Below are 25,905 nucleotides of genomic sequence, written 5' to 3'. Positions count from 1 at the left end.
CATGACAGCACAGTTCCCGGATTTTCCCGAGGGTGGTTTCCCGAGGGCCGGGAACGGTCCGGAAAACTTGACGGGGGATGTCAGGTTTTCCGGGGAGTCTCTGACGCGTCAGCAGCACTCCTTGGAGGATCACCGTGGACTTCACCGATCAGCGACTCGTGTTCCGGCCCGGCGACGACGGGTACGACGAGGAGATCGCCGGTTTCCAGACCGGTTTCGCGCAGCGCCCCGCGATCGTGTTCGGGGCCGGGGGCGCCGATGACGTCATCGCCGCGGTGTCGTACGCCGCGCGGGCGGGCCTGCCCGTCGGGGTCCAGGCCACCGGGCACGGGCTTCCGGGGGCCTCGGAGGGCGGCGTGCTGATCAGCACCCGGCGGATGGACTCCGTCCTGATCGATGCCGGCGCGCGCACGGCCACCGTCGGCGCGGGCGTCCGCTGGGGCCAGGTCGTCGAGGCCGCGGCGGCGCACGGCCTCGCACCGCTGAACGGTTCGGCACCGGGCGTGGGCGCCGTCTCGTACACGCTGGGCGGTGGACTCGGCATCCTGGCGAGGGAGTTCGGATACGCGGCCGACCACGTCCGGTGGCTCGACGTCGTCACGGCGGACGGCAGCCGGCGCCACGTCACGCCGGAGAGCGAGCCCGAGCTCTTCTGGGGGCTGCTCGGCGGCGGCGCCAACCTCGGGGTGGTGACGGCCCTGGAGATGGGTCTTGTGCCGGTGGAGCGGCTGTACGGCGGGGCGATCGAGTTCGACGGCCGCGCGGTGGATCCGGGCCACGTGCTGCGGGCGTACGAGGCGTGGACGCGGACGGTGCCGGACGAGCTGACCTCGTCGGTGGCGGCGCTCGTCTACCCCGACATCCCGCAGCTGCCGCCCCATCTGCGGGGCTGCTATCTCGTCACGGTGCGCGTCGCGTACACGGGCTCCGAGGCGGCGGCCGAGCGGCTCGTGGCGCCGTTGCGGGAGATCGGGCCCATGGTGTCGGACTCGCTGCGGGAGATGCCGTACACCGAGAGCCACACGATCCACAGCGACCCCGACTTCCCGCACTCCTACTACGGGGACAGCGTGGTCGTACGGGAACTGGACCTGGCGGCGGCGGAGGAGCTGTTCGCGCTGACCGGTCCGGCCGCCGAGAAGATGCACGTCGTGCAGATCAACCAGTTGGGCGGGGCCCTCGCGAAGCCGGCGGGCAACGCGGTGCCGTACCGGGACGCGGGGTGGCTGGTGCGGGTGCTCTCGCCGCTGGAGGGCACGGACCTCGACGCGGTGCGGGCGGTGCAGGCGCGGGCGTTCGGGCTGTTCGCGGGCGAGGGGCGGTTGCTCAACTTCGCCTTCGCCGCCGGGGGCCGGGCGGATGGCCTGTACGACGCGGAAACGCGGAAGAGGCTCGCCGGGCTGAAGGCCACGTACGACCCGGCGAACCTCTTCAGGCGGAACTACGGCGTGGGTGCTACCGGTTGAGGAACTTCCACGCCGTGGGCAGCGCGCCCATCGCGAGCGCGGCCTTGAGGGCGTCGCCGATCAGGAAGGGCGTGAGTCCGGCGGCGACGGCCTGCGTCATAGACATCCCGGTCGCGGCGGCGAGGTACGGGACACCGACCGCGTAGATGATCGCCGAGCCGAGGACCATCGTGCCCGCGGTGCGCAGGACGGAACGGTCGGCGCCGCGGCGGGCGAGGGCACCGGCCACGGTGGCGGCGAGCAGCATGCCGAGGACGTAGCCGAGGGACGGCGCGGCGACACCCGAACCCGCCTCCGCGAACCACGGCATGCCCGCCATGCCCACGAGGGCGTACAGGGCGAGGGAGAGGAAACCGCGGCGGGCACCGAGGGCGGTGCCGACGAGGAGGGCGGCGAAAGTCTGTCCCGTCACCGGCACGGGCGAACCCGGGACGGGCACGGCGATCTGGGCCGCGATGCCGGTGAGGGCGGCGCCGCCGAGGACGAAGGCCGCGTCCTTCGCGCGGGACGCGGGCAGCAGGTCCGCGAGGACCTGGCCGGGACGGGAAGAGACGGCGGCGATGCTCATCGGGACTCCGCGGGTTCTGGGACGGGCAGGTGGGACCCCGCGACGCTATCTCAGGCGGGGGCGCCTTTCACCGGCGGTGGGCGACAAGGTGCCGGGTGCCCCAGTGGTGGGCTCTGCACAAAGCGCGGGGCGTACCCCTGCGGGGGGCGTGATGCGCGTCACTGAGGTGGGGGCCGCAGGGGGCCGTTTTGCGCGGGGAGCTCCTGCCCGGGGAGACTGTAGGTTCCCGCCAAAGTCTTTGTGAGCCCGAGAGCAGCCTGAGCACCATGCACGACGCACCCCCGCCCACGACGGCGACGGAACCCGAGCCGCTCGGCGGTGGCCTCAAGCAGCGGCATCTCACGATGCTCGGGCTCGGCGGCGTCATCGGGGCCGGGCTCTTCGTCGGCTCGGGTGCCGGGATCGCCGTGGCCGGGCCCGGGATCGTCGTCTCGTACCTCATCGCCGGCGCGCTGGCGATGTGCGTGATGCGGATGCTCGGCGAGATGTCGGCGGCGATGCCCGCGTCCGGGTCGTTCTCCGTGCACGCCGAGCGTGCGCTCGGCCGCTGGGCGGGGTTCAGCGTCGGATGGCTCTACTGGTTCCTGCTCGTGGTCGTGCTCGCCGTGGAGGCGACCGGCGCCGCGCAGATCGCCAACAGCTGGGCGCCGGGCGTACCGCAGTGGGCCTGGGTCCTCATCTTCATGCTGGTGTTCACGGCGGCCAACCTCGCCGCGGTGAAGAACTTCGGCGAGTTCGAGTTCTGGTTCGCCGCCCTGAAGGTCTTCGCGATCGTCGCGTTCCTGGTGCTCGGGCTGCTCGCGATCTTCGGGGTCCTGCCGGACACCGATCCCGTGGGCCTCACCAACCTCACCGGGCACGGCGGCTTCCTGCCCCACGGCTGGGAGGGCGTGACGTCCGGCGTGCTCGCCGTCGTCTTCGCCTTCGGCGGTCTGGAGGTCGTGACGATCGCGGCCGCCGAGTCCGACGACCCGGTGCGCTCGGTGTCCCGTGCCGTGCGCAGCGCCGTCTACCGCATCCTCTTCTTCTACGTCGGCTCGATGCTGGTCATCGTGACGGTGCTGCCGTGGACGGCCCAGAAGGCGGGCGTCAGTCCGTATGTGACGGTCCTCGACTCGATCGGGGTGCCGTCCGCGGGCACGATCATGAACATCGTGGTGTTCGTGGCGCTGCTCTCGGCGCTGAACGCGAACCTCTACGGCTCGTCCCGGATGGTCTTCTCGCTCGCCGAGCGCGGCGAGGCACCGAAGGCCCTCCTGAAGGTGTCGGGCGGCGGGGTGCCGCGCCGGGCGGTGCTCGCCTCGGTGGCCTTCGGCTTCGTCTCCGTCGTGCTCAATCTGAAGTGGCCCGACTCGGTCTTCCTCTACATGCTCAACTCGGTCGGCGCCGTGCTGCTGTTCGTGTGGGCGCTGATCGCGGTCTCGCAGCTGAGGCTGCGCCGCCGCATCGAGCGCGAGGCACCGGAGCGGCTCGTCCTGCGGATGTGGGCGTTCCCGTACCTGACATGGGCGGCGCTCGCGGCGATGGCGGCCGTGCTCGGCCTGATGCTGACGGACGACACGGCGCGGCCGCAGCTGCTGTGGTCGGCGGGCGCGACGGGTCTCGTCCTCGCGGTCGCGGGGCTACGGGAGTGGCGCGAGGCGCGCAGGAAACGCGCGTGAACATCCAGTGCCCACACCTTCACAAAGTGTGAGCGTCGTGTCCGTATAGCGGTCAGGTGTTCCCTGTCAGCGGTACCGGACTTCAGACTGTGGGCCGCTCTCTCCCCCGTCTCGGCTACTGAACAGGGCACGCCCATGTCTCGGACGTCCACCCCCCAGGACGCATCGCCCGGCGCATCACCCGACGAGGCCCCCAAGGTCGATTCGCCGCTCGTGCACGGCCTCAAGCAGCGCCATCTCTCCATGATCGCCCTCGGCGGCGTCATCGGAGCGGGCCTCTTCGTGGGTTCCGGGGCCGGTATCGCCGCGGCCGGCCCTTCGATCGTCCTCGCCTACGCGATCTCCGGCGCGCTCGTCATGCTCGTGATGCGCATGCTCGGCGAGATGTCGGCGGCGAACCCGGCCTCCGGCTCCTTCTCGGTGCACGCCGAGCGGGCGATCGGCCCGTGGGCGGGCTTCACCGCGGGCTGGGGCTTCTGGTTCCTGCTCTGCGTCGCCGTGGGCCTCGAAGGCATCGGTGCCGCGAAGATCATGGTGGGCTGGTTCCCCGACAGCCCCGAGTGGGCCTGGGTCGCCCTCTTCATGCTGGTGTTCTGCGGGGCCAACCTGACGGCCGTGAAGAACTTCGGCGAGTTCGAGTTCTGGTTCGCCGCGCTCAAGGTCGGCGCGATCGCGCTCTTCCTCGGCATCGGCGTGCTCGCGATCCTGGGCATCCTGCCCGGCTCGGACGTCTCCGCCCCCGGCACGGCCAACCTCACCGGTGAGGGCGGGTTCATGCCGAACGGCACGGACGGCCTGATCATCGGCCTGCTCGCGTCCGTCTTCGCGTACGGCGGTCTGGAGACCGTCACGATCGCGGCGGCCGAGTCCGAGAAGCCGGTCCAGAGCGTCGCCAAGGCCGTGCGCACGGCGATGTGGCGCATCGCCCTCTTCTACGTGGGCTCGATGCTCGTCGTCGTCACGCTGCTCCCCTGGGACAACAAGGAGGTCGTGGCGAAGGGCCCGTACGTCGCCACGCTCGACCACCTGGGCATCCCCGGCGCCGGACAGATCATGAACGTCATCGTCCTGATCGCCCTGCTCTCCGCGATGAACGCCAACATCTACGGCGCCTCGCGCATGTCGTACTCCCTGATCGCGCGCGGCCAGGGCCCCAAGGTGCTCGGCCGCGTCCACAGCGGCGTCCCGCGCCTCGCGGTCCTCGCCTCCTCGGTCTTCGGCTTCGTCTGCGTCCTGCTCAGCTACTGGCGCCCGGACGACGTCTTCCCCTGGCTCCTGAACATGATCGGCGCGATGATCCTGGTGGTCTGGATCTTCATCGCCGTCTCGCAGCTGATCCTGCGCCGCAGGACGGAGCGCGAGGAGCCCGAGAAGCTGGTCGTGAAGATGTGGGCGTACCCGTTCCTGACGTGGATCGCCCTGGCCGCGATGGCGTACATCTTCTACCTGATGACGGAACAGCCCGACACCCGCAAGCAGCTCCTGGCCACGGGAACGCTGACGCTGGTGCTCGCGGTGATCGGCTTCGTGCGGCAGAAGACGGCGGAGAAGAAGAGTGCGGAGGAGCCGGCGGCAGTCGCCGGCGAGTAACAGCACCGCGAGAGGGCCCCGAGTCGACCGACTCGGGGCCCTCTCGCGTTCTCCCCGGCCTCCGGTCCTAGGACGAAGGGCTGATCAACTCCACCCCACTCCTGCTGCTAGCCTGCACTTGCATATAGGTTGCAATAAGCGTTGCACTACAGCAGAGCAGCAGTCGGAGGGCTCGGACATGGCCATTTACACGCTTCCTGAACTTCCGTACGACTACGCGGCGCTCGAGCCGGTCATCAACCCCCAGATCGTCGAGCTGCACCACGACAAGCACCACGCGGCGTACGTGAAGGGCGCGAACGACACCCTTGAGCAGCTGGAGGAGGCGCGCGACAAGGAGACGTGGGGCGCCATCAACGGGCTGGAGAAGAACCTGGCCTTCCACCTCTCCGGCCACATCCTGCACAGCATCTACTGGCACAACATGAACAGCCCGAAGGACGGTGGCGGCGGCGAACCGCTCGCCGCCGACGGTGTCGGTGACCTCGCCGACGCGATCACCGAGTCCTTCGGCTCCTTCGCCAAGTTCAAGGCCCAGCTGACCAAGGCCGCGGCGACCACGCAGGGCTCGGGCTGGGGCGTGCTCGCCTACGAACCGCTCAGCAACCGCCTGATCGTCGAGCAGGTCTACGACCACCAGGGCAACGTCGGCCAGGGTTCGACGCCGATCCTGGTCTTCGACGCCTGGGAGCACGCCTTCTACCTGCAGTACAAGAACCAGAAGGTGGACTTCATCGACGCCATGTGGGCCGTCGTCAACTGGCAGGACGTGGCCAGGCGTCACGAGGCCGCGAAGCAGCGCGTGAACAGCCTCCTGCTGGCCCCGTGAGGCGATCGGCCCCCTGAGAACGTCCTGCCTCGTGATCGTCTTCTCAACCTTCACCGAAGCAGGCGGATGGACGGAAGACCCCCGTGAGGACGTGACTCACGGGGGTCTTTCGGTATGCGGGGTTCCGGGGGACGGTATGGCCATGGCGACAGCTTCCAGGCACTGCCCGACCTGCGGGGGCAAACCGCAGGACTTCCGGCCCGTCAATCGGGGCGAGGAGGATTACCTGGCCACGCTGATGACCCGGACCGAGGCACAGGGCCACTGGCGCTGCGAGGGTGCGGGGTGCCTTTGGGTTCAGCCGCACCTCAACCAGGGAAAGGGCCGTCGCCTCCCCGAGTCCTTCCTCTGACTCAGTCGAAGATCGGCCCCTGCGTACGCGTGCGCTTGATCTCGTAGAAGCCCGGCGTGGACGCGACCAGGAGCGTGCCGTCCCAGAGCCTGGCGGCGGCCTCGCCCTTGGGGGCCGGCGTCACGACGGGGCCGAAGAAGGCGACCTGCTCGCCGTCCGCGCCGGGGACCGCGATGACGGGCGTGCCCACGTCCTGGCCGACCTTGTCGATGCCCTCCTGGTGGGAGGCGCGCAGCTGGGTGTCGTACTCGTCCGAGTCCGCGTAGTCCGCGAGGTCCTCGGGCAGGCCGACGTCCTTGAGGGCGGAGACGATCGCCTCGCGGGTCGGGCCCTCGCCGAGGTTGTGGAAGCGGGTGCCGAGGGCGGTGTAGAGCTCGCCGATGGTCTCGTCGCCGTGCTTCTGCTGGGCGGCGATGACCACGCGGACCGGGCCCCAGGCCTTCGTCTCCAGCATGTCGCGGTACTCCTCGGGCAGCTCGTCGAGCCGGTCCTCGTTCAGCACGGCGAGGCTCATGACATGCCAGCGGACCTCGACATCGCGGACCTTCTCCACCTCGAGCATCCAGCGCGAGGTCATCCAGGCCCACGGGCACAGCGGGTCGAACCAGAAGTCGGCTGTGGTCTTGCTGGGCTTACCGGACTTGCCGTTCTCGGACATGTCTCTCCCTAGGGAATGCGTGCGCGCTTGGCCAGGGGAACGTCAGTGATCTACCCGGGCATTCCCCGATACCGCCCGCTGAGGGCACATGCGAGGATCGTAGACATTCGTACAGGTCGTGCGATCCACGACTTCCACATGCGAGTACAAGGGAGTACCGCCCGTGCCCGGTGAGAATCTTTCCCGCGACGAGGCCCAGGAGAGGGCCGCGCTGTTGTCCGTCGACGGGTACGAGGTCTTTCTCGACCTGCGCTCCGCGATCGGCGAGAGCGACCAGGAGCCGCGCACGTTCCGCTCCGTCACCACCCTGCGCTTCCGCTGCGCCGACCCCGGCGCCACGAGCTTCGCCGACCTGATCGCCCCGAGCGTCACGGCGGTGTCCCTGAACGGCAAGGACCTGGACCCGTCCGAGGTCTTCGACGGCACCCGGATCTCGCTGGAGGACCTGGCCGCGGAGAACGAACTGGTGGTGGACGCCCAGTGCGCCTACAGCCGCACCGGCGAGGGCATGCACCGCTTCGTCGACCCGGAGGACGGCGAGGTCTACCTCTACACGCAGTACGAGCCCGCGGACTCGCGCCGCGTCTTCGCCAACTTCGAGCAGCCCGACCTGAAGGCGCCCTTCCGTTTCGAGGTGCAGGCGCCCGAGGGATGGCACGTCTGGTCGAACGGCACCGGTGAACCGGCCGACGGCGTATGGAAGTTCGCCGAGACGAAGCCGATCTCGACGTACATCACGGCGATCGTGGCGGGTCCCTATCACTACGTGACGGACTCCTACAGCCGCACCTTCGACGACGGCACGACGCTGCACATCCCGCTCGGCGCGATGTGCAGGAAGGGCCTGGCGAAGCACTTCGACGCGGACGACGTCTTCCTGGTCACCAAGCAGGGGCTGGACTTCTTCCACGACAACTTCGACTACCCCTACCCCTTCGGCAAGTACGACCAGGCCTTCGTCCCGGAGTACAACCTGGGCGCGATGGAGAACCCCGGCTGTGTGACCTTCCGCGAGGAGTTCATCTTCCGCGGCAAGGTGACCCAGGCGTCGTACGAGCGCCGGGCCAACGTCATCCTGCACGAGATGGCGCACATGTGGTTCGGCGACCTCGTCACCATGCGCTGGTGGGACGACCTGTGGCTCAAGGAGTCCTTCGCCGACTTCATGGGCGCCTTCTCGATGACCGAGGCGACGCGCTTCACCAACGGCTGGATCACCTTCGCCAACAACCGCAAGGCGTGGGCCTACCGCGCCGACCAGCTGCCCTCCACGCACCCCGTCACGGCCGACATCCGTGACCTGGAGGACGCCAAGCTGAACTTCGACGGGATCACGTACGCCAAGGGCGCGAGCGTCCTGAAGCAGCTCGTCGCCTACGCCGGACGTGACGCGTTCCTCGAAGGCGCCCGGCGCTACTTCAAGCGGCACGCGTACGGGAACACCCGGCTCGGTGACCTGCTGTCGGTCCTGGAGGAGACCTCGGGGCGCGACATGGCGTCCTGGTCGCAGTCCTGGCTGCAGACGGCGGGGGTCAACTCCCTCACGCCGCAGGTGATTCTGAACGCGGAGGGCCGGATCACCGAGCTCTCCGTGCTCCAGGAGGCCGCCGAGTCGCACCCCGAACTGCGGCCGCACCGCGTGGCGGTGGGCCTGTACCGCCGCACGCCGGAGGGCGAGCTGACGCGGTACGCACGCGCGGAGCTCGACGTCGAAGGACCGCGCACGGTGGTGTCCGAGCTCTCCGGCGAGGAGGCCCCGGATCTCGTCCTGGTCAACGACGACGACCTGACGTACTGCAAGATCCGCTTCGACGAGAACTCCCTCGACACACTGCGGGCGCACCTCGGCGACATCACCGACCCGCTGGCCCGCGCGCTGTGCTGGTCCGCGCTGTGGAACCTCACGCGGGACGCGCTGATGCCCGCGCGGGACTTCATCGGTCTGGTGCTGCGGTTCGCGGGACGCGAGAGCGACATCGGTGTCCTTCAGATGCTGCACACCTGGGCGGACTCGGCCCTCACCTTCTACGCGGCCCCCGAGTGGCGCGAGGAGGGCGGGCGCGCGCTCGCCGAGGGCGCGCTGCGGGAGCTGCGGATCGCGGAGCCCGGCAGCCAGAACCAACTGACGTGGGCGAGGTTCTTCGCCGCGGTGGCCTCGTCCGCGGCCGATCTGCAGCTGCTGCAGGGCCTCCTCGAAGGCACGGCCAAGATCGACGGCCTGGACGTCGACCAGGAGCTGCGCTGGTCCTTCCTCGGCCCGCTGGCCGCGCACGGCGTCGCCGACGAGCGGGTGCTCGCCGCCGAGCTGGTCCGCGACGACACGGCTTCGGGCAAGCGGCATCAGGTGCGGTGCCTGGCGGCGCGGCCCTCCGCGGCGGTGAAGGCGCAGGCGTGGGCCTCCGTGGTGGAGTCCGACTCCCTGTCGAACGCGCTGGCGGGGGCGACGATCTCGGGCTTCGCGCAGTCCTCGCAGCGGGAGCTGACCGCTCCGTACGCCCCCCGGTACTTCGCCGCCATCGAGCGGGTGTGGGCCGAGCGGTCCATCCAGATCGGGATGGACGTCGTGCGGGGACTCTTCCCGCACCTCCAGGACGACCAGGGGACGCTGGACGCGACGGATCTGTGGCTCGCCTCGCACGAGTCGGCCGCGCCCGCCCTGCGGCGGCTCGTGCTGGAGGCGCGGGACGACCTCGCGCGCTCGCTCCGGGCGCAGGCCTGCGACGCCGCGGCCTCGTAGGACACCGGCCTCGCAGGACACCTCGGGTGGGCGTGCCGCCGTCGCTGCTCGGCAGCCTCGGCGGCGCGCCCACGACGGGTGGAGCGGCCGTCGGCACGTACCGCGCACAAACGGACCTTTTCGGCAGTCGAACGTCTGCACTTTAGTGCGGGGTTGTCCGGTTATGTCGACGGGCGTGTAACAGCGGTTAGGGGGTGGATCAGCAGCGGGAATGGCCCGGTCATGAACCACAACACCCCGCTCTCCCCCCGCCCCCTGCGTCACCTCGCCGATGTCCAGCGCCGAGTGATGAGCACCGCCCAGCTCCGCGCCCACGGCATCTCATCCGCCGAGGTCGCCGCCCACTGCCGCCCGGAAGGTCCCTGGCAGCAGCTGCTCCCGGGGGTCTGCCTGCTGCACCCGGGGCCGCCGACCAGTGAAGAGCGCCTGCACGGCGCCCTGTTGTTCGCCGGGCGGCCGCCGGCCAAGGCCGCCAGGACGGTGCCCGCCCAGCCCGGCGCGGGCGAGCCCCACGCCCCGTACGCCGACGCGCTGATCACCGGGCTCGCGGCGCTCGCCCTGCACCGCTTCTCGTCGGCTCCCCCACTGCTCTCCCTGGACCGCATCGACGTCCTGATCCCGCGCACCCGGCGGCTGCGCTCCACCGGCTTCACCCGCCTCGTGCGGTCCCCGGCCCTGCCGACCGCCGTACAGATCGGCGGAGTTCCGGTGGCCCCGGTGCCGCGCGCGCTGGCCGACGCCGTGGCGGGGCTCACCGACGCGGCCGCTGTGCGCAGACTGCTCACCGAGGCGGTGCGCGGCGGCCACTGCGAACCGGCGGCCGTCGTGCGGGAGTTGAACCAGGCGAAGCTGCTCACCCGGCCGCATGTCGTGGACGCGGTGGACTCACTGCTTGCCGAGGGGCGGGCCATCGCGGAGGACCGGCTGTACCGGATGGTCACCGAGCACGGCCTGCCCGATCCGCTGTGGAACGTCGACCTGCGATTGCCCGGCGGGCCCCACCTCGGGGGCGTCGACGCCTACTGGCCGGACCTGGCCGTCGCCGTCGAACTGGACACCCGGGCGCCCCGGCAGGGGTTCCGGCAGGACGACGACGCGCTGTGGTCCGAATACGCGCGCAAGCGGGAGCACTTGGAGCGGCTCGGCATCACCGTCGTGCACCTGACGCCGAAGAAGCTGCGCGAGTCGCTGGAACAGCAGGCGACGGTCGTACGGACCGCGCTGATGGCGTCGGGCGACCGTGAGCCGGCGGCGTACGTGGTGGTGCTGCCCAGGTAGCGCGTGACGGCGCTGCCAGGAGGGGAGCGAGAGGGGCGGGGCCCGCACGACGGCTCCGCCCCTCTCGCGTGTGCGAAAGGTCCGACGCCCTCGTCACTTCCCCTTCGCACAGAATTCCGCGTTCAGGACCGCGAACAAGTCGCCTTCCATCGCGTTGAAGTTCTCGGCGATGGCGTGGCGGCCGTCCTCGGTCGACAGCATCATCGACGTGGAACCGTGGACGTCGCCGCCGTTCCCCCAGACGACCGTGCCGCACTCGGTCGTGCGCTTCACGAGACCGAGCCCGTACCCCTCCTTGTCGTCGCCCTCCTGCGGCGGGACCGTCCTCTTCATCTCGGCGAGCTGCTTCTTCGGCAGGAGCTTGCCGCGCAGCAGGGCGGTGTTGAAGGTGTTCAGGTCCGCCGAGTCGGAGATCATCCCGCCCGAGGCGCCCATCAGGGACGGGTTCAGCTCCGTCACGTCGTGGGTCGTGGCGTCGGGGGCGTCGGGGGCGTCGGACAGTTTCATGTACGCGCGCGAGCTCGGCTCCGGCATCGCGTGCTCCGTGCTCGGCGGCACGCTGGTGCCACGCAGCTTGAGCGGCTTGATGATGCGGCGCTGGATCTCGTCGGCGTACGACTCCCCCGTCACCTTCTTGATGATCATGCCGGCGAGAAGGTAGTTGGTGTTGGAGTAGTGCCAGCCCTTGCCGGGATCGAAGTCGGGCTCGTGGCGCATGGCGACGGCGACCTGCTGCTCGGGTGTCCAGGTGTCGTAGCGGTGTGCGAGGAACTTCTCCGTGAACACCTTGTCCCGGAAGCCCGCGTCGGCCGTCACGTTGAAGATGCCGCTCGTGTGATTGAGGAGCTGGCGGACCGTGATCCTGTCCCCGTCGTGGCCGTGGCCCTCGACGACGCCCGGCAGCCACCGCCCGACCTTGTCGTCGAGGCTCAGCTTCTCCTCCGCCACCAGCTGGAGCACCACCGTGGCGACGAACGTCTTGGTGATGCTGCCGACGCGGTAGTGGTCGTGGGCGCCCCGTGGGCTCTGCCGTTCGACGTCACCGATGCCCGCGGCCGAGTCCCAGGTTCCGTGCCGGTCCTTCACCTGGACCGTCACGCCGGGCGCTTCGTCGTTGACGGCGGCCTCCATCGCCCGCTGCGTCGCCCGGTGCCGGTCGCCGTGCCCGCCCCCGGACGCCCCGGCGAACGCGGGTGCCGCGAACGCCCCCGCCGTGACCGCCATGGCCACCCCCGCGGCCACGCCCGTCAGCCCTCTCCTGCGTGCTGCCGACATGTCTCCCCCTCTGTTCACGAACCTGTTCACGAACCTGTTCACGCCGTTCGGACGGCCGGAGGGACTCGCGGGTCGGGTGAGGAGGTTGACCGACTCACACGGGTTGAGCTGGTTTCAGCCCTTCTTGAGGATGAGTTCCGTGTTCCGGTCGCCCGGCTCACCGCCGAGCGCGGGCTTGGCACCAGGGGCGTTGAAGGACAGCTCGCGGTAGAGCGCGGCGAGACCGGTCTGGGAAAGATCGGCGTAATCCGTGCGGTGCGGGGCCGACGACTCGATGAGGGTGGTGAAGAGGGAGATCGTGCCGTCGTGGTTGTCGCTCAGCTCCACGACGCGGGCCAGCTGCGGGAAGTCGATGTGCGAGGCCGTGGAGATCTCCCAGAAGGAGCCGTCCGGGGTCTGGCGCGCGGTGATGTCGTTCTTGTGGCTGTGTCCGTTGACCCAGGCCAGGACGGAACGGTGGCGGGCGAGCAGGGCGATGATCTCGTCGCCGCCGTGCCTGCCCTCGCGCGGGCGCGCCGGGTCCTGGCGCAGATTGCGCATGGTCCGGCTGGTGTGGTGGCTGAAGACGATGACGTACGAACCGCCGCCGTCCTTCTCCTCGTTCGCCTTCAGCTCCCGCTCCAGCCAGTCCATCTGGGCGGTGCCGAGCGAGCCCTCGTAGTGGCCGCCGGGGTCCGTCGAGTCCAGGCTGATGCCGAGTACGTCCTCACTGATGCGGAAGGAGTAGTACTGGGTGCCCGCGTCGAGGTTCTCCTGCGTGTAGCCGTGCCCGGCGGGACCGTGGCCCTTGTACGCCGGGTCGAGATGGGCCCGGACGTACTCGGCGGGGGTGAAGGGCGCGCGGCTCTCGTCCGGGGTGACCGAGCGCATCCGGCGCGCCTCGCTCTTCAGGAGCTCCTTGAACTGCGCGCCCTTGGGGTCGCGGCCCTTCTTGACGGCCTTCCACAGGGCGGCGCCGCGCGGCTCGTCGAGGGACATCAACTTCCGTCCGCCTACGGCGAATTCGGAGAAGTACGAGTCTCCTGGCCCCCAGCAGCCGCCGGGCAGCGCGTCGTGGTTGCCGACGGTCGAGTACCAGGGAAGGCCGAGGCCCGGGCTGTTGACCTCGCGGAGCGCGGCGTCGAGGAAGCCGTCGACCCGCGGGAAGCCCAGGGCCTTGTCGGAGTCGCGGAGGTCGTCGTCCGGGTGCCAGTACAGCTTCAGGCCGCTGTCCTGGACTCCTTCGTAGCGGCGCGGGTCACCGGTGTTGGGGTTGATGCGCCCGCCGCTCATGGCCTTGAGGAACCAGTCGAGTTCGGAGCGGGAGTTGTTGTCGGTGTTGTCGCCCGTGGTGACCACGCAGTGCAGCGGCGAGCCGGTGGCGGGCGCCCCGCGCAGCGCGTTGACCCGCTCGACGAGCGCGACCGCGCCGACCACGGAGAGGGCTTCCTGCGGCCGCCACGCGCTCGCGGTCTGGGCCCGCAGGTACTCGTACCGCAGGGGATGCTGCACGTCGACCAGGTGCAGGTCGGTGAACTGGACGAACGCGGCGAGCGAGGTGCGCCGCCCCTCGCGGCCGTTCTTGGCGGCGGCGAGGTCGCCGCGGACCACCCGGTCCCAGGCGGGCCCGTCGCCGAGCCGCCGGTAGCCGGAGACGCCGCGCGGGGTCGCGACGGCCCCGAGCGTGGTGCCGCCCCGGTAGGGCGCCAGGGGCGCGGCGGGCGCCTGCCGGGAGAGCGCGACGGGGGCGGGTCTGCTGGGGGCGGCATGGCTGGTGCCGGGCCGCAGGGCATAGCCGATGCCCGCGGAGAGGGAGACGGCTCCGGTGGTCGCCAGGAAGGCGCGGCGGTCCACGGCGGACAGGGCGGTGTGGGCGGCGGACTGGGCGGCGGTGGCGACAGAGCGTGTGCGCGACATGGCGCGGTCTCCCCGATTGCGGACGCGTCGGCAGTGGTCGCGGGAACTGCGCACCAGGCGAATTTCCCGCTCTACTGGATCGTTGGCATCCGGGATGACCTGCACGTTAACGAGACCGCAACGGGCAACGCCGATCACGGTACGTGGATCATCAGGCACCCTCCGCGGTCACGCACCCCTCTCCAGGACGAGAGGAGGCGGTCACTCCATGTTCATCTTCCGGGGAAGGGGAGGCCCTGCAAAGACTCAGGAGGGCGCCGCCAGGTGTCCGTCGGCCGGCCGGGTCCGCCACAGGTCGAGCCCGATGTCGACGAGGCCGACCCGGTCGAGCCCGGCGACGGCGTCGAGCGCGTGCCAGGCCGCGAGATCGGTGGAACCGTCCTGCTCGTGACGCAGCTCGCCGCCGGTGATCCGCGCCTCGTAGACGATCCGCAGGCCGTGGAAGTCGGCGACGGCTCCGAGCTTGCGCGGGTAGCGGCGGCGCAGCGAGTCGACGCCGAGCAGCGCGCGGGGCTCGATGGCGTACCCCGTCTCCTCGTCGGCCTCGCGGATCACCGTGTCGTACGGATCCTCCCCGTGGTCCATCCCGCCGCCGGGCAGCGTCCAGCGCTTGCTGCCGTCGCCCGCCACCCAGCGAGCGAGGAGCAACTGCCCGTCCTGCACGCATACGGCGTAGGCCGCCACCCGGAGCTCTTTGTGCACAGAGTGACGCTAGTCCTCTTACCTGGGATTGGCAGGGGAGTACTCCGGAGTGGTCCAGCTCCAGGGGCTCGCGCAGAGGGTCTCCGCCACCTCGGTGAGGGTGAAGCGGACCGTGCGGATCCCGTCGTCGCCGTACTCGGTGCGGGCGGTTCCGGTGAGCTGGAGGGTGGTGCCCGTCACCCAGTCGAGGAAGAGGAGCCCGGCGCGGGGGTCGGTGGCGAGGTTGCCGAGGGACAGGAACATGGAGTTGCCGGGGTAGTCCCGCCAGGTGAGTTCGTAGGGGGAAGGGACCTGGACGAAGCCGGGGTTGCCGCCCCGGTGGCTGGCGTCGGCGCCTTCGGCGTGGACCGTGGCAAGGAAGAAGGTGTCCGCCTCGGCGATGAACGCGCGCTGGTCGCCGGTGAGCTTCACTCCGTGGCGGGGAGCGGACGGGCGGGCCGGCGCGGCACCCTCCGGAAGTTCCCGCTTCTGGAGGTACTTCGGGCAGTTCGAGAAGACCTGGTCGGCCTCGATCGCCAAGCCCCGGGGAGTCGGGCGGGCCCGGCCGTTCAGGCGCATGCGGCGCCGGGTGCGGGGGTCAAGGGCGATGGTGCCCACGGGGACCGGGGCCTCCCGGGCGAGGGCCCGCGCCAGGGGGTCGGCCCGGCGCAGGCCGCCCGCGACGGATATCTGGCGCGGCCCCGTGGCCCGCACGAACCCGGGTTCGCCGGTGAGCAGCGAGGCCCAGACGGCGCCCGCCGGGTCGGCGCCGCCGATCACCAGCATGGGCTGGAGTTCGAGGAAGGCGGCGGCGACGGGGCGAATGCCGTCACCGATGGACCGCCCCACGTGGTCGGCCAGCTCCCGCACGCCGACGAGATCCTGAACGGCGCGGGAGCCGTGGTGGTACGGGGTGTGCGGGGTCATGTCACTCCTGCGGTAGTGCCCCCGAAGGGGCGCGGGGAACTGCCCGACCAGCCAGAGACAACCCGCGGCCGACTAGTGACATTCCGTCGCCCAGCGGCCGCGTCAGGGGCTAGAAGAACCCGCAGGTGGGCGCAGCGGGCACCGGAGCCCGGCCCGAGGCGCCCACGCTCGAAAAGATCTCCAGACGTGTCCCGTCCGGGTCGTGGAAGAAGATGCCGCCGGACGCGGCGCCCTCGCCGTGCGGCACGACCCCCTCGTAGGCGAACTCCACGCCGTACGCGCGCAGGGCGCTCTCGTACCGGCGGACCTCGTCGACGCTCTCGACCTCGATCGCCAGGTGGTGCAGCCCGGCGTTCCGCGCCTCGTACGCCGCGTCCGCCTGCTGCCAGAGCGTGAGCGCGAGGGTCCCGTCCTGCCCGAGGAAGGCGAATCTGCGGCCCTCCTCCTTGCCCTCGCCGAGCACGTCGTAGCCGATGACGTCGCGGTAGAAGGCGAGCGAGCGCTCGATGTCCGTGACGTTCAGACCGACGTGGCCGGTGCGGAGTGTGCTGGTCGCGGTCATGACTCTCCCCTTGTCGACGGTGGCCCGCCCCACGCGGGCTAACCGTTGAATGTGACTTTACTGGTTAGACATCGAGAGCGTCAACCGGTCACGTAACCTTTACTGGTTAGCCTCGAAGGGAGTCACCATGACCGCCGCACCCCGCGACCCTCGTCCACTCGTCGGCGAGCCACTCTCCCTCGACCTGCTCAACACCCGATGGATGGCGGACGGCGTGCGCCAGGACCTGCTGGCCGACACCGAGGGGCTGACCGTCTGGCTCGCCGCCAACGGACTCGGCGACCGGTTCGGCGCGGACGAGGCCACCCTGCACAACGTGCTGCGGGCGCGTGACGCGATCTCCGCCGTCGTGGACGGTCCGGACGCCGACGCGGGCATCGCCCGCGTCAACAAGATCCTCGGGCACGGGCGGATCCGCGCGACCCTGTCCGCCGAAGGTCCGGGCGAGGAACCCGAGTTCAGGGACCCGGCGTGGGGCGCGGCCTGGCTGGCGGCACGGGACTACCTGACGCTGCTCGCCGCCGCGCCGGACCGGATCAGGCCCTGCGCCCACGAGGCGTGCATCCTGCACTTCTTCGACACGTCGCGGAACGGCACGCGCCGGTGGTGCTCCATGGCCGCCTGCGGAAACCGGGCGAAGGCCTCGCGCCATTACGCGCGGGGCCGCGAGGCCTAGATCCCGGGGAAAATCACCCGCTATGTCGCCGATGGCGCATGGCGGGATTGCGTCACGCGACGATCGCGGCCCGACAACTCTCCCCAAACAGCTGTCACTTACGTAAAGCTGAGCGGTCATCCGGTTCCGGATTCCGGACCTTTTCGACCTTTACGTACAGGGATGCTGATGCACAGATCCAGTGCTAGACGCACGACCCGTCTCGCGATAGCCGTCGGCCTGACCGCCGCGCTCTCCGCCGCCGGGCCCATACCCATGGCCCTCGCGGCCGACGGGGGCCCCGGGGATCCTGGGGGCCAGACCACCCCCAAGTCCGCCGCGAAGAAGCTGGGTTCGGCCGACGCCGACCTCCTCGCCGAAGCGCAGGCGGACGGCGAGAAGACCGTCACGATGATGGTCGCCACCGCGCCGGGCGCCACCGAGCAGGTCGCCGACCAGCTCGACGCCGTCAAGGGTGGTTCCGTCGGCCGGACGTACGACAAGCTCGGCTACGTACGCGCCACCGTGCCCACCGGCAAGGCCGAGGCCGCCATCGAGGCGGCGGGCAAGCTGTCGTCCGTGCAGGGCATCGACCTGCGGCACGAGATCGAACTGGACGACCCGACGCCCGCCGCGGACCGCGCCAAGGGCGCGAAGAAGGCGGCCGAGGGCGCCGCGGAACCGTACGCGGGGCCCGGCAAGGACACCCCGGCGAAGAACCCGTACAACCCGTCCTTCGAGACGGGCGCCGTCGACTTCGTGAAGAAGCACCCGAAGGCGGACGGCCGCGGCACCACCATCGGCATCCTGGACTCCGGCGTCGACCTCGGTCACCCGGCGCTCCAGAAGACCACCACGGGCGAGCGGAAGATCACCGACTGGGTGACCGCGACCGACCCGATCGTGGACGCCGACGGCACCTGGCGGCGGATGACCAACCCCGTCACGGGTCCCGTCTTCACCTGGGACAGCGAGACGTGGAAGGCCCCCGCGGGCACCTTCCAGGTCAACCGCTTCCGCGAGTCGGCCACCACCGGCGGCGACGCCAAGGGCGACATCAACCGCGACGGCGACACCACCGACAGCTGGGGCGTCCTGTACGACCCGGCCGCCGGCACCGTCCGGATCGACCTGAACGACAACAACGACTTCACCGACGACGAGACGATGAAGCCGTACAAGGACGGCCACCAGGTCGCCTACTTCGGCAAGGACGACCCGGCGACCGACGTCGTCGAGCGTGTCCCGTTCGTCGTCGAGATCCGCAAGGACGTGCCGACCGACCCGTACGGCGGCGACTGGGTCGGCAAGAAGGCCGACTTCGTCAACATCGGCGTCATCGAGTCCGAGCACGGCACGCACGTCGCGGGCATCACCGCGGCCAACGGCCTGTTCGGCGGCAAGATGAACGGCGCGGCGCCCGGCGCCAAGCTGGTCTCCTCGCGCGCCTGCACCTGGACCGGCGGCTGCACGAACGTCGCGCTCACCGAGGGCATGATCGACCTCGTGACGAAGCGCGGCGTCGACATCGTGAACATGTCGATCGGCGGCCTCCCCGCGCTGAACGACGGCAACAACGCGCGTGCCGCGCTCTACACGCGCCTCATCGACACCTACGGCGTGCAGCTGGTGATCTCCGCGGGCAACTCCGGCCCCGGCGCGAACACCATCGGCGACCCCAGCCTCGCGGACAAGGTCATCTCCGTCGGCGCCTCCATCTCCAAGGAGACCTGGGCCGCCAACTACGGCTCCGCCGTGGAGAAGAAGTACGCGATGATGAACTTCTCCTCGCGCGGTCCGCGTGAGGACGGCGGCTTCGCGCCGATCATCTCGGCGCCCGGCTCGGCCATCAACACCACGCAGACCTGGCTGCCGGGCTCCCCGGTCGCCGAGGCGGGCTACCAACTGCCCGCCGGTTACTCGATGTTGCAGGGTACGTCGATGGCGTCCCCGCAGGCCGCGGGCGCGTCGGCGCTGCTGCTCTCCGCCGCGAAGCGCGAGGACGTCGACCTGACCCCGGCGAAGCTGCGCACGGCGCTGACCTCGACCGCGGACCGCATCAGCGGCGAGCAGGCGTACGCGCAGGGCACCGGCCTGATCAACGTGGTCGACGCCTGGAACGCCATCGAGGACGACGCGAAGGCGCACACCTACACGGTGCAGGCCCCGGTCGACACCGCCCTCGAGCAGGAGCTGAAGAAGCCCGGCACCGGCATCCACGACCGCGAGGGCGGTCTGAAGACCGGCGAGAAGCGGACGTACGACGTCACGATCACCCGCACCTCGGGCCCGGACCGCGGCATCCGCCACGAGCTGGACCTGGTCAACAACCACGAGCGCACCTTCGAACTGCTCGGCAAGGGCGCCGTCACGCTGCCGCTGAACAAGCCGGTCACCGTCAAGGTCCAGGCGAAGGCCAAGTCCGCCGGTCTGCACAGCGCGATCCTGACCGTCGACGACGAGCGCTCCGAGGGCATCGACCAGCAGATCATGTCGACGGTCGTCGTCTCGAAGCCGCTGGCCAAGCCCGCGTACACGTTCTCGGCGTCCGACTCCGTGCAGCGCAACAGCACCCGGTCGTACTTCGTGACGGTCCCCAAGGGCGCCAAGTCCCTCGAGGTGGCGCTCGGCGGCCTGAAGGACAAGAGCCAGACGCGGTTCATCGCGGTGCACCCCTACGGTGTCCCGGTCGACTCGACGTCGTCGCTCACCTGCTACGCGAACTACGACAACCCGGCCAACACCTGCCGCCCCGACCTGCGTTCGTACCCCGAGCCGCAGCCGGGCGTGTGGGAGATCGAGGTCGAGTCGCGCAGGACGTCCCCGCTCCTTGACAACCCCTACAAGCTGGACGTCTCCGCGCTGGGTGTCTCCTTCGACCCCGCCGTGCAGACCGTGCCGGAGGCGAAGGTCGGTACTCCGGCGCCCGTCTCCTGGAAGGTCACCAACGACTTCGCCGCGGTGGACGGCAAGTTGAAGGGCGGCCCGCTCGGCTCCGCGAAGGCGGCGAAGCCGTCGATCAAGCAGGGTGAGACGCAGACGACGACCGTGGTCGTGCCCGAGGGCGCGGAGCGGCTCGACGTCACCATCGGCTCGCCCGCGGACACCGCCGCCGACCTCGACCTGTCGGTCTCCAAGGACGGGGCGGTCGTCGGTTCGTCGGCAGACGGCGACTCCGAGGAGTCGGTCAGCCTCAAGAAGCCCGCGGCGGGCACGTACGAGATCGAGGTGGCCGGCTACTCGATCCCGTCCGGCACCACCGCGTACGACTACCGTGACGTCTTCTTCTCGGGCGCGCTCGGCTCGGTGAAGGTCGACGAGTCGGCACCGGTGAAGCTGGCGAACGGTGCGTCGGCCCAGGTGTCCGCCGAGGTCGCGGCGGACGCGCCCGCGGCCGAGGGACGTCAGCTGTTCGGCGAGGTGTCCCTCCTGAACGGGCGCGGCACGGTCGCGGGTACCGGCAGCGTGCTCATCGAGAAGGTCACCCCGTAGCGGTCCCCTTCCTGCCGTGAACGTCGGCCGGGCCGGAGGTCTCCGGCCCGGCCGACGTGCGTGACCGGCCCCCGCTCAGCACGTCGTCTCCTTGCCCTTGCTCTGGCGCAGCTCGCGCTCGATCCACGCCCGGTCCCTGGCGACGTCCGCCTTGTTGCCGGACCAGATGTCCGGCGACACCTCCCCCTTCGGGATGCCGATCAACGTCCGGTCGCCGGGCCGCAGGCGCGGGTCCACGTCCACGTCCATCACGAACGTGATCTGCTCGTCCCCTCGGCTCGGCTTGTAGTAGCGGGTCACGTCCAGGACGATCCGCTCCTGGACGCCGCCGGGCACCGGTTCGACCCGTTTCACCGTGCCCTCGACGATCAGCCGGGCACAGAGCACGTAGGCCCCGGCCCTCTGGTCCGCCACCCCGCCCCCGGCCTCCTCCGGTGCCGCCCCCTTGGCCGCGTCGGAGTCGGCGCTCTTGTTGATGCCGCCCCCGCTCTCGACCGCGAGCCAGGCGACCCCGCCCATCAGCGAGACGGCCGCCGTGGCCGCGGCGAGGCCCAGCGCCACCGTGACGCGCCGGCGCCGGACGCCCGCGGGACGTACCGTCACCGGCCGGTCCGGTTCCGGTACCGGTACCGGACCGGGAGCCGCGAGCGCGCGGCCTGCCGCCCCGATGTGCTGCCGGAGCAGTGCGACATCCGCCACGGCCGCGGCGTGCTCCGCCGCGAGCTCCGGGTCCTGCCCCGGGGCCTCGGGCAGCGGCTCGTCCGTGAGGGCGAGCATCAGCGCGTGGTACCCGCCGCGCTCCTCGTATGCGTCCTCGGACACCCTCACACCACCTCGCCCTCGTGCAGCCGCGTCCGCAGGACCCGTACCGCCGTGTGCAGCCTGCTCTTGACCGTGCCCTCCGGAATGCCCAGTTCGTCCGCTATGGCCCGGACCGGCAGATCGGCGTAGAAACGCAGGACGACGACCTGCCGCTGGGTGTCCGGCAGCGCGTCGAGGCCCTGGGTCACGGCCATCGAGAGGGCCCGTGACTCCGCCCCGTCCTCGTCCGTCGCCTCCCGCCACAGCACGGCGAGCCGCTCACCGAGCCGCTCCTGCCTGCGGCGCGCCCGGTGCCAGTCCATGGCGAGGTTGGAGGCGACCACCGCCGCCCACGCGGACACGTCCCGGGGCGCGTCCCGCCCGTCCGCCGCCCGCTCCAGGAGCTTGAGCCTGACCTGCTGGACACCGTCGGGCAGATCCGCGTGCGGCACACCGCCGAGCGCGAGCACCGCCCGCACCCGGTCCTCCTGGGCCGCGTCGAGCGGATCGGACCGTCCTTCATGGACCCGCCGGTCCCGTCGCGTTTTTCCGCGCAGCAAGACACCCTCCCGTCCCCGCGTTTCCCCTAGGACGCCGGGAGCGGCCGAAACGTTCGACGCGGGTCCGCGGGAATGTGACATCCCGAACTCCGGACAATGGATTGGACAAGGCGGCCGTGGACAGACGCATGATGGAACGCACAGGCCAATGCCTATGCCCATGCACATACGGAGGAAGTCCCTGTGAAGGTCGGAATCGTCGGAGCCACCGGTCAGGTCGGCACGGTCATGCGCAAGATCCTCGTGGAGCGGGACTTCCCGGTGGACGAGCTGCGCCTGTTCGCCTCGGCCCGCTCGGCCGGCTCGCAGCTCGACGGTGTCACGGTCGAGGACGCCTCCACGGCCGACTACACCGGCCTCGACATCGTCCTGTTCTCGGCGGGCGGCGCCACCTCCAAGGCGCTGGCCGAGAAGGTCGCCTCGCAGGGCCCCGTCGTGATCGACAACTCCTCGGCCTGGCGGATGGACCCCGAGGTCCCCTTGGTCGTCTCCGAGGTCAACCCGCACGCGATCGCGAACCGCCCCAAGGGCATCATCGCCAACCCGAACTGCACGACGATGGCCGCCATGCCGGTCCTGAAGCCGCTGCACCTGGAGGCCGGGCTCACCGCGCTGGTCGTGGCGACCTACCAGGCCGTCTCCGGCTCGGGTCTCGCCGGTGTCGACGAGCTGTTCGACCAGGTCAAGAAGGTCGGCGACGACGGCCCCAAGCTCACGCACGACGGTTCGGCGACGGAGTTCCCCGCCCCGAACAAGTACGTGGCGCCGATCGCGTACAACGTCCTGCCGATGGCCGGCTCCATCGTCGACGACGGCCTGAACGAGACCGACGAGGAGCAGAAGCTCCGCAACGAATCCCGCAAAATCCTTGAGGTCCCGGACCTCAAGGTCTCCGGCACCTGCGTCCGCGTGCCGGTCTTCACCGGGCACTCCCTCCAGGTCAACGCCCGCTTCGAGCGTCCGCTGAGCCCCGAGCGCGCCACCGAGATCCTTGGCACGGCCGAGGGCGTCGTCCTCACCGAGGTCCCGAACCCGCTGGTCGCCGCGGGCAAGGACGACGCTTTCGTGGGCCGTATCCGCAACGACGAGACGGTGGAGAACGGCCTGGCCTTCTTCATCTCCGACGACAACCTCCGCAAGGGCGCCGCGCTGAACGCGGTGCAGATCGCGGAGCTGGTGGCGGCCGAGCTCAAGGGCTGACGCGCTTCCCGGTACGTACGCCGTGGGGGGCGGGCACTGACATCTGGTCGGCGCCCGCCCCCGTCGCGTACGCGGTGACGAGCAGCGCGAGCCCCGCGAGTCCGCCCCCGAGCCACAGCACGTCCGTGGTCCCGAGGCCGTCCGCGACCAGGCCGCCGGTCAGCGCGCCCAGGGCGATCGCCGCGTTGAACACCCCGGCGAAGAGGGCCGAGGCCGCCTCGCGGGCGCGGGGCGCGGCGGCCAGGACCCACTGCTGGGTGGAGACGGATACCCCGCCGTAGGCCAGGCCCCACCCGACGAGAAGCGCCACCGACGCGACAAGCGAACCGCCCGCGGGCCCGAGCAGCAGGACCGCGGCGGCGAGTCCCGCGGAGAGGGCGAGCAGCGCCCGGCGCGGGTCGCGGGCCGCGAGCGCGCCGCCCGCGAAGTTGCCGGCGATGCCCGCGACCCCGTAGACGAGGAGCAGCCCGCTGATCAGCCCGACGCCGAGGTCGGGCACCCGATCGAGGACGGGTCGTACGTAGGTGTACGCGGCGAAGTGCCCGGTCACCAGGAGCAGCACCACCAGGAGCCCCGCCCGCAGCCGCGCGTTCCGCAGCAGCCCGGGGAACGTGCCGAGCCGTACCGCCGCCGACGCGGGCAGTGCGGGAAGCACGACGGCGAGCAGCCCGGCGACCGCGAGCGCGAAGGCCCCCATCACGGCGAACGCCCAGCGCCAGCCCGCGAGTTCACCGAGGAACGTACCGGCGGGGACGCCGAGCACGGACGCCACGGCGATTCCGCTGAAGATCACGGTGGTGGCCCGTCCGGCGGCCTCCTCGCGCACGAGCCGTACGCCGAGCCCGGCCGCGATCGCCCACACGCCTCCGATGCAGACCCCGACGAGGACCCGCGCGGCGAGCAGCACGCCGAAGGCGGGCGCGAGCGCGGACAGGAGATTGGCGGCCGCGAGCAGCACCATCAAGGCGCACAGCACCGTCCGCCGGTCGGCGCGCCGCACGGCGACGGGCAGCAGCAGGGCGGCGAGCGCCGCGACCACGCCGGGCAGCGTGACGGTCAGGCCCGCGGCGCCGTCGGACACGCCGAGTCCCGAGGAGAGGGAGGTGAGGAGGCCGACCGGAAGCATTTCCGTGGTGACGACGGAGAAGGTGGTGGCGGCGACGGTGAGGACGGAGAGCGGCAGGGAACGCTGCGGCCGGGCGGGTTCGGAGTGTGGGGTCGAGGTGGCTTTCATGAGGTCAAGCCTTCGCCCGAGGCCCTGTCGGGAACAACGGCGAAGATCTCATCCTTGAATGAGCGAGGCTCATCGATGAGGGGGCGCCGGTGCTGGAGATACGGGAGCTGGAGTGCTTCATCGCGCTCGCCGACGAGCTGCACTTCGGCCGCGCGGGCGAGCGGCTCTACGTCTCGCAGAGCCGCGTCAGCCAGCTCCTGAGGGACCTGGAGCGGCGGATCGGGACCCGGCTCGTGGAGCGGTCGAGCCGCCGGGTGCGGCTGACTCCCGCGGGCGAGCGCTTCCTCGCCGAACTGCGCCCGGCCTACGAGGCGTTGAGCGCCACGGTGGACGCGGCCCGGGAGACGGCACGGGGGGTCACCGGGCGGCTGCGGATCGGCTTCCAGGGGACGGCGGACGCCCGGCTGATGCGGGCGATCGCCGACTTCCAGGAGCGGCATCCGGGCTGCGTGACGGAGATCGTGGAGGTGCCGTTCGCGGACCCGTTCGGGGCGGTGCGGCACGGGGACGTGGACACGGCGATCGTGCTGCTGCCCGTCGAGGAGTCCGACCTGGTGCTCGGCCCGCTGTTCTCCCGTCAGCAGCAGACGGTCGCGGTGTCGGTACGCCATCCCTTCGCGGGCCGCGCGTCGCTGCGTGCCGCCGAGCTGGCCGGGACCCCGCTGATCTCGGCGACGGCCCCGGCACCCGCGTACTGGCGCGCGGCGCACGCTCCTTCGACGGTGCCCGCGCCACAGGTGCGCACCCTCCAGGAGGGGCTGACGCTGGTGGCGGCCGAACGCGGGGCGATGCTGCTGTGCCGCCCCACGGCGGAGTACCACGGGCGGCGTGACGTCACGTTCGTGCCGGTGGAGGGGGTACCGGACTCCGTCCTCGGGATGGTGTGGCACAGGGACGCGGAGACGGAGCGGGTGCGGGCGTTCGCGCGGGCGGTGGGGGGACCCTAGGGTCGGCGCACCTCGAAGTGGAAGCAGCCGTACTCCACGGCCCTGACGTGCACGAGGGCGACCTCCGGGTCGGCGAAGGCCTCCGCGAAGGCGGCGTCGAAGCCTTGCGTCGCCGGGTCCGGGATCTCCATCAGGCGGCCACCGACGATGCGGCCCCCGGCGTTGTAGCGGCGGATGGTGCGCAGGGCTCCCGGCCGGGCGAAGGGGTAGCCGTCCCCCGTGGTGGGGCCCTCGCACTCCTCGGCGTGGATGAAGACGGGGCCCTGCTCGTCGTAGGCACCGGGGGTGGCGCCGGTCTGCCCGGCCCAGCGGCGCAGGGGCGCGTACGAGACGAGGGCGACGCGTTCGCCGGGAGCTACGGGACGCAGGCAGCAGCGGAGGGGGTCGCCTCCCTCGGCGTCGACATAGGGCTCGCAGGGGCGGCCCGCGTCGTCGGTGATGCGGAGTTGCTTGAGGGCGGTGGGGTCGATGGGAAGCGGGGCGTAGGTCGTCGCGGTCATGGGTCGAGGGTCGCGCGCGGGGGTGGGTGGGGCTGG

21 protein-coding genes are annotated in these 25,905 nt (G+C 70.9%); 10 read left to right on the top strand and 11 right to left on the bottom strand.

Annotated features, from left to right (window positions below):
- The first annotated feature begins 134 nt into the window (after positions 1-134).
- Positions 135-1,466 carry an FAD-binding oxidoreductase gene (locus tag ACWGIH_RS04090; protein ID WP_453452326.1) on the top strand — a complete coding sequence of 444 codons (1,332 nt, stop codon included), beginning with the start codon at positions 135-137 and terminating at the stop codon, positions 1,464-1,466.
- Here the strand turns inward: ACWGIH_RS04090 and ACWGIH_RS04085 are convergent.
- Positions 1,456-2,034 (bottom strand): biotin transporter BioY, encoded by a 579-nt coding sequence (locus tag ACWGIH_RS04085; protein WP_453452327.1) that lies wholly within the window; start codon positions 2,032-2,034, stop codon positions 1,456-1,458. The two genes, ACWGIH_RS04090 and ACWGIH_RS04085, sit on opposite strands and share 11 nt — an antisense overlap.
- A gap of 266 nt (positions 2,035-2,300) precedes the next feature.
- Between ACWGIH_RS04085 and ACWGIH_RS04080 the strand changes: the two genes are divergently transcribed.
- The 3 genes from ACWGIH_RS04080 to ACWGIH_RS04070 all read left to right on the top strand — a co-directional run bounded on the left by ACWGIH_RS04080 (position 2,301) and on the right by ACWGIH_RS04070 (position 6,114).
- Positions 2,301-3,695 carry an amino acid permease gene (locus ACWGIH_RS04080; RefSeq protein ID WP_453452328.1) on the top strand — a complete coding sequence of 465 codons (1,395 nt, stop codon included), beginning with the start codon at positions 2,301-2,303 and terminating at the stop codon, positions 3,693-3,695.
- A gap of 135 nt (positions 3,696-3,830) precedes the next feature.
- Positions 3,831-5,285 (top strand): amino acid permease, encoded by a 1,455-nt coding sequence (locus ACWGIH_RS04075; RefSeq protein ID WP_453452329.1) that lies wholly within the window; start codon positions 3,831-3,833, stop codon positions 5,283-5,285.
- 178 nt (positions 5,286-5,463) lie between these two features.
- Positions 5,464-6,114, top strand: coding sequence for a superoxide dismutase (locus tag ACWGIH_RS04070; RefSeq protein ID WP_453452330.1), 651 nt, complete (start codon positions 5,464-5,466; stop codon positions 6,112-6,114).
- 353 nt (positions 6,115-6,467) lie between these two features.
- Here the strand turns inward: ACWGIH_RS04070 and ACWGIH_RS04065 are convergent, their stop codons facing one another.
- Positions 6,468-7,124, bottom strand: a complete 657-nt coding sequence (locus ACWGIH_RS04065; RefSeq protein WP_453452331.1) for a mycothiol-dependent nitroreductase Rv2466c family protein — start codon at positions 7,122-7,124, stop codon at positions 6,468-6,470.
- Between the two features lie 163 nt (positions 7,125-7,287).
- On the opposite strand from ACWGIH_RS04065, the gene pepN reads away from it, so the two are divergent.
- Together pepN and ACWGIH_RS04055 are read left to right on the top strand one after the other, a co-directional pair.
- Positions 7,288-9,861, top strand: a complete 2,574-nt coding sequence (gene pepN, locus ACWGIH_RS04060; protein WP_453452332.1) for an aminopeptidase N — start codon at positions 7,288-7,290, stop codon at positions 9,859-9,861.
- A gap of 222 nt (positions 9,862-10,083) precedes the next feature.
- Entirely contained in the window at positions 10,084-11,139 is a 1,056-nt protein-coding gene (locus tag ACWGIH_RS04055; RefSeq protein WP_453452333.1) for a hypothetical protein, read from the top strand.
- Positions 11,140-11,232: 93 nt separating this feature from the next.
- On the opposite strand, the gene ACWGIH_RS04050 is transcribed toward ACWGIH_RS04055, so the two are convergent.
- From ACWGIH_RS04050 to ACWGIH_RS04030, 5 genes are all read right to left on the bottom strand, one after another.
- Complete coding sequence (locus ACWGIH_RS04050; protein ID WP_453452334.1) at positions 11,233-12,414, bottom strand: serine hydrolase domain-containing protein; 1,182 nt, start codon at positions 12,412-12,414, stop codon at positions 11,233-11,235.
- Positions 12,415-12,528: 114 nt separating this feature from the next.
- Positions 12,529-14,310: a TIGR03767 family metallophosphoesterase gene (locus ACWGIH_RS04045; protein WP_453452335.1), complete on the bottom strand. Its 1,782-nt coding sequence runs from the start codon at positions 14,308-14,310 to the stop codon at positions 12,529-12,531.
- Positions 14,311-14,556: 246 nt separating this feature from the next.
- Entirely contained in the window at positions 14,557-15,012 is a 456-nt protein-coding gene (locus ACWGIH_RS04040) for an NUDIX hydrolase (RefSeq protein ID WP_453452336.1), read from the bottom strand.
- An 18-nt stretch (positions 15,013-15,030) separates the two neighbouring features.
- Positions 15,031-15,918, bottom strand: a complete 888-nt coding sequence (locus tag ACWGIH_RS04035; protein ID WP_453452337.1) for a pyridoxamine 5'-phosphate oxidase family protein — start codon at positions 15,916-15,918, stop codon at positions 15,031-15,033.
- A gap of 109 nt (positions 15,919-16,027) precedes the next feature.
- The gene (locus ACWGIH_RS04030) at positions 16,028-16,480 is read right to left on the bottom strand and encodes a VOC family protein (RefSeq protein WP_453452338.1); all 453 of its coding nucleotides are present in this window, start codon (positions 16,478-16,480) and stop codon (positions 16,028-16,030) included.
- A 127-nt stretch (positions 16,481-16,607) separates the two neighbouring features.
- Between ACWGIH_RS04030 and ACWGIH_RS04025 the strand changes: the two genes are divergently transcribed.
- Complete coding sequence (locus ACWGIH_RS04025; RefSeq protein WP_453452339.1) at positions 16,608-17,156, top strand: CGNR zinc finger domain-containing protein; 549 nt, start codon at positions 16,608-16,610, stop codon at positions 17,154-17,156.
- A 168-nt stretch (positions 17,157-17,324) separates the two neighbouring features.
- Entirely contained in the window at positions 17,325-20,627 is a 3,303-nt protein-coding gene (locus ACWGIH_RS04020) for a S8 family serine peptidase (RefSeq protein WP_453452340.1), read from the top strand.
- Between the two features lie 75 nt (positions 20,628-20,702).
- Here the strand turns inward: ACWGIH_RS04020 and ACWGIH_RS04015 are convergent, their stop codons facing one another.
- Entirely contained in the window at positions 20,703-21,449 is a 747-nt protein-coding gene (locus tag ACWGIH_RS04015; protein ID WP_453452561.1) for a hypothetical protein, read from the bottom strand.
- Between the two features lie 2 nt (positions 21,450-21,451).
- Complete coding sequence (locus ACWGIH_RS04010) at positions 21,452-21,988, bottom strand: sigma-70 family RNA polymerase sigma factor (protein ID WP_453452563.1); 537 nt, start codon at positions 21,986-21,988, stop codon at positions 21,452-21,454.
- A gap of 183 nt (positions 21,989-22,171) precedes the next feature.
- Between ACWGIH_RS04010 and ACWGIH_RS04005 the strand changes: the two genes are divergently transcribed.
- On the top strand, positions 22,172-23,188 hold the full coding sequence (locus tag ACWGIH_RS04005) for an aspartate-semialdehyde dehydrogenase (protein WP_453452565.1): 1,017 nt from the start codon (positions 22,172-22,174) through the stop codon (positions 23,186-23,188).
- Here the strand turns inward: ACWGIH_RS04005 and ACWGIH_RS04000 are convergent.
- Positions 23,178-24,422, bottom strand: coding sequence for an MFS transporter (locus tag ACWGIH_RS04000; RefSeq protein WP_453452567.1), 1,245 nt, complete (start codon positions 24,420-24,422; stop codon positions 23,178-23,180). The genes ACWGIH_RS04005 and ACWGIH_RS04000 overlap by 11 nt on opposite strands.
- An 89-nt stretch (positions 24,423-24,511) precedes the next feature.
- Here ACWGIH_RS04000 and ACWGIH_RS03995 point away from each other — a divergent pair, with 89 nt between their 5' ends.
- Positions 24,512-25,369 carry a LysR family transcriptional regulator gene (locus tag ACWGIH_RS03995; protein ID WP_453452569.1) on the top strand — a complete coding sequence of 286 codons (858 nt, stop codon included), beginning with the start codon at positions 24,512-24,514 and terminating at the stop codon, positions 25,367-25,369.
- Here ACWGIH_RS03995 and ACWGIH_RS03990 read toward each other — a convergent pair.
- Entirely contained in the window at positions 25,366-25,869 is a 504-nt protein-coding gene (locus ACWGIH_RS03990; RefSeq protein ID WP_453452571.1) for a DUF1203 domain-containing protein, read from the bottom strand. The genes ACWGIH_RS03995 and ACWGIH_RS03990 overlap by 4 nt on opposite strands.
- Positions 25,870-25,905: the final 36 nt, after the last annotated feature.

The sequence above is a fragment of the Streptomyces sp. NPDC054872 genome (genome assembly GCF_053610705.1).
Note: the sequence above shows the minus strand (reverse complement) of the source record. Positions and strands in the feature narration are given on the sequence as shown.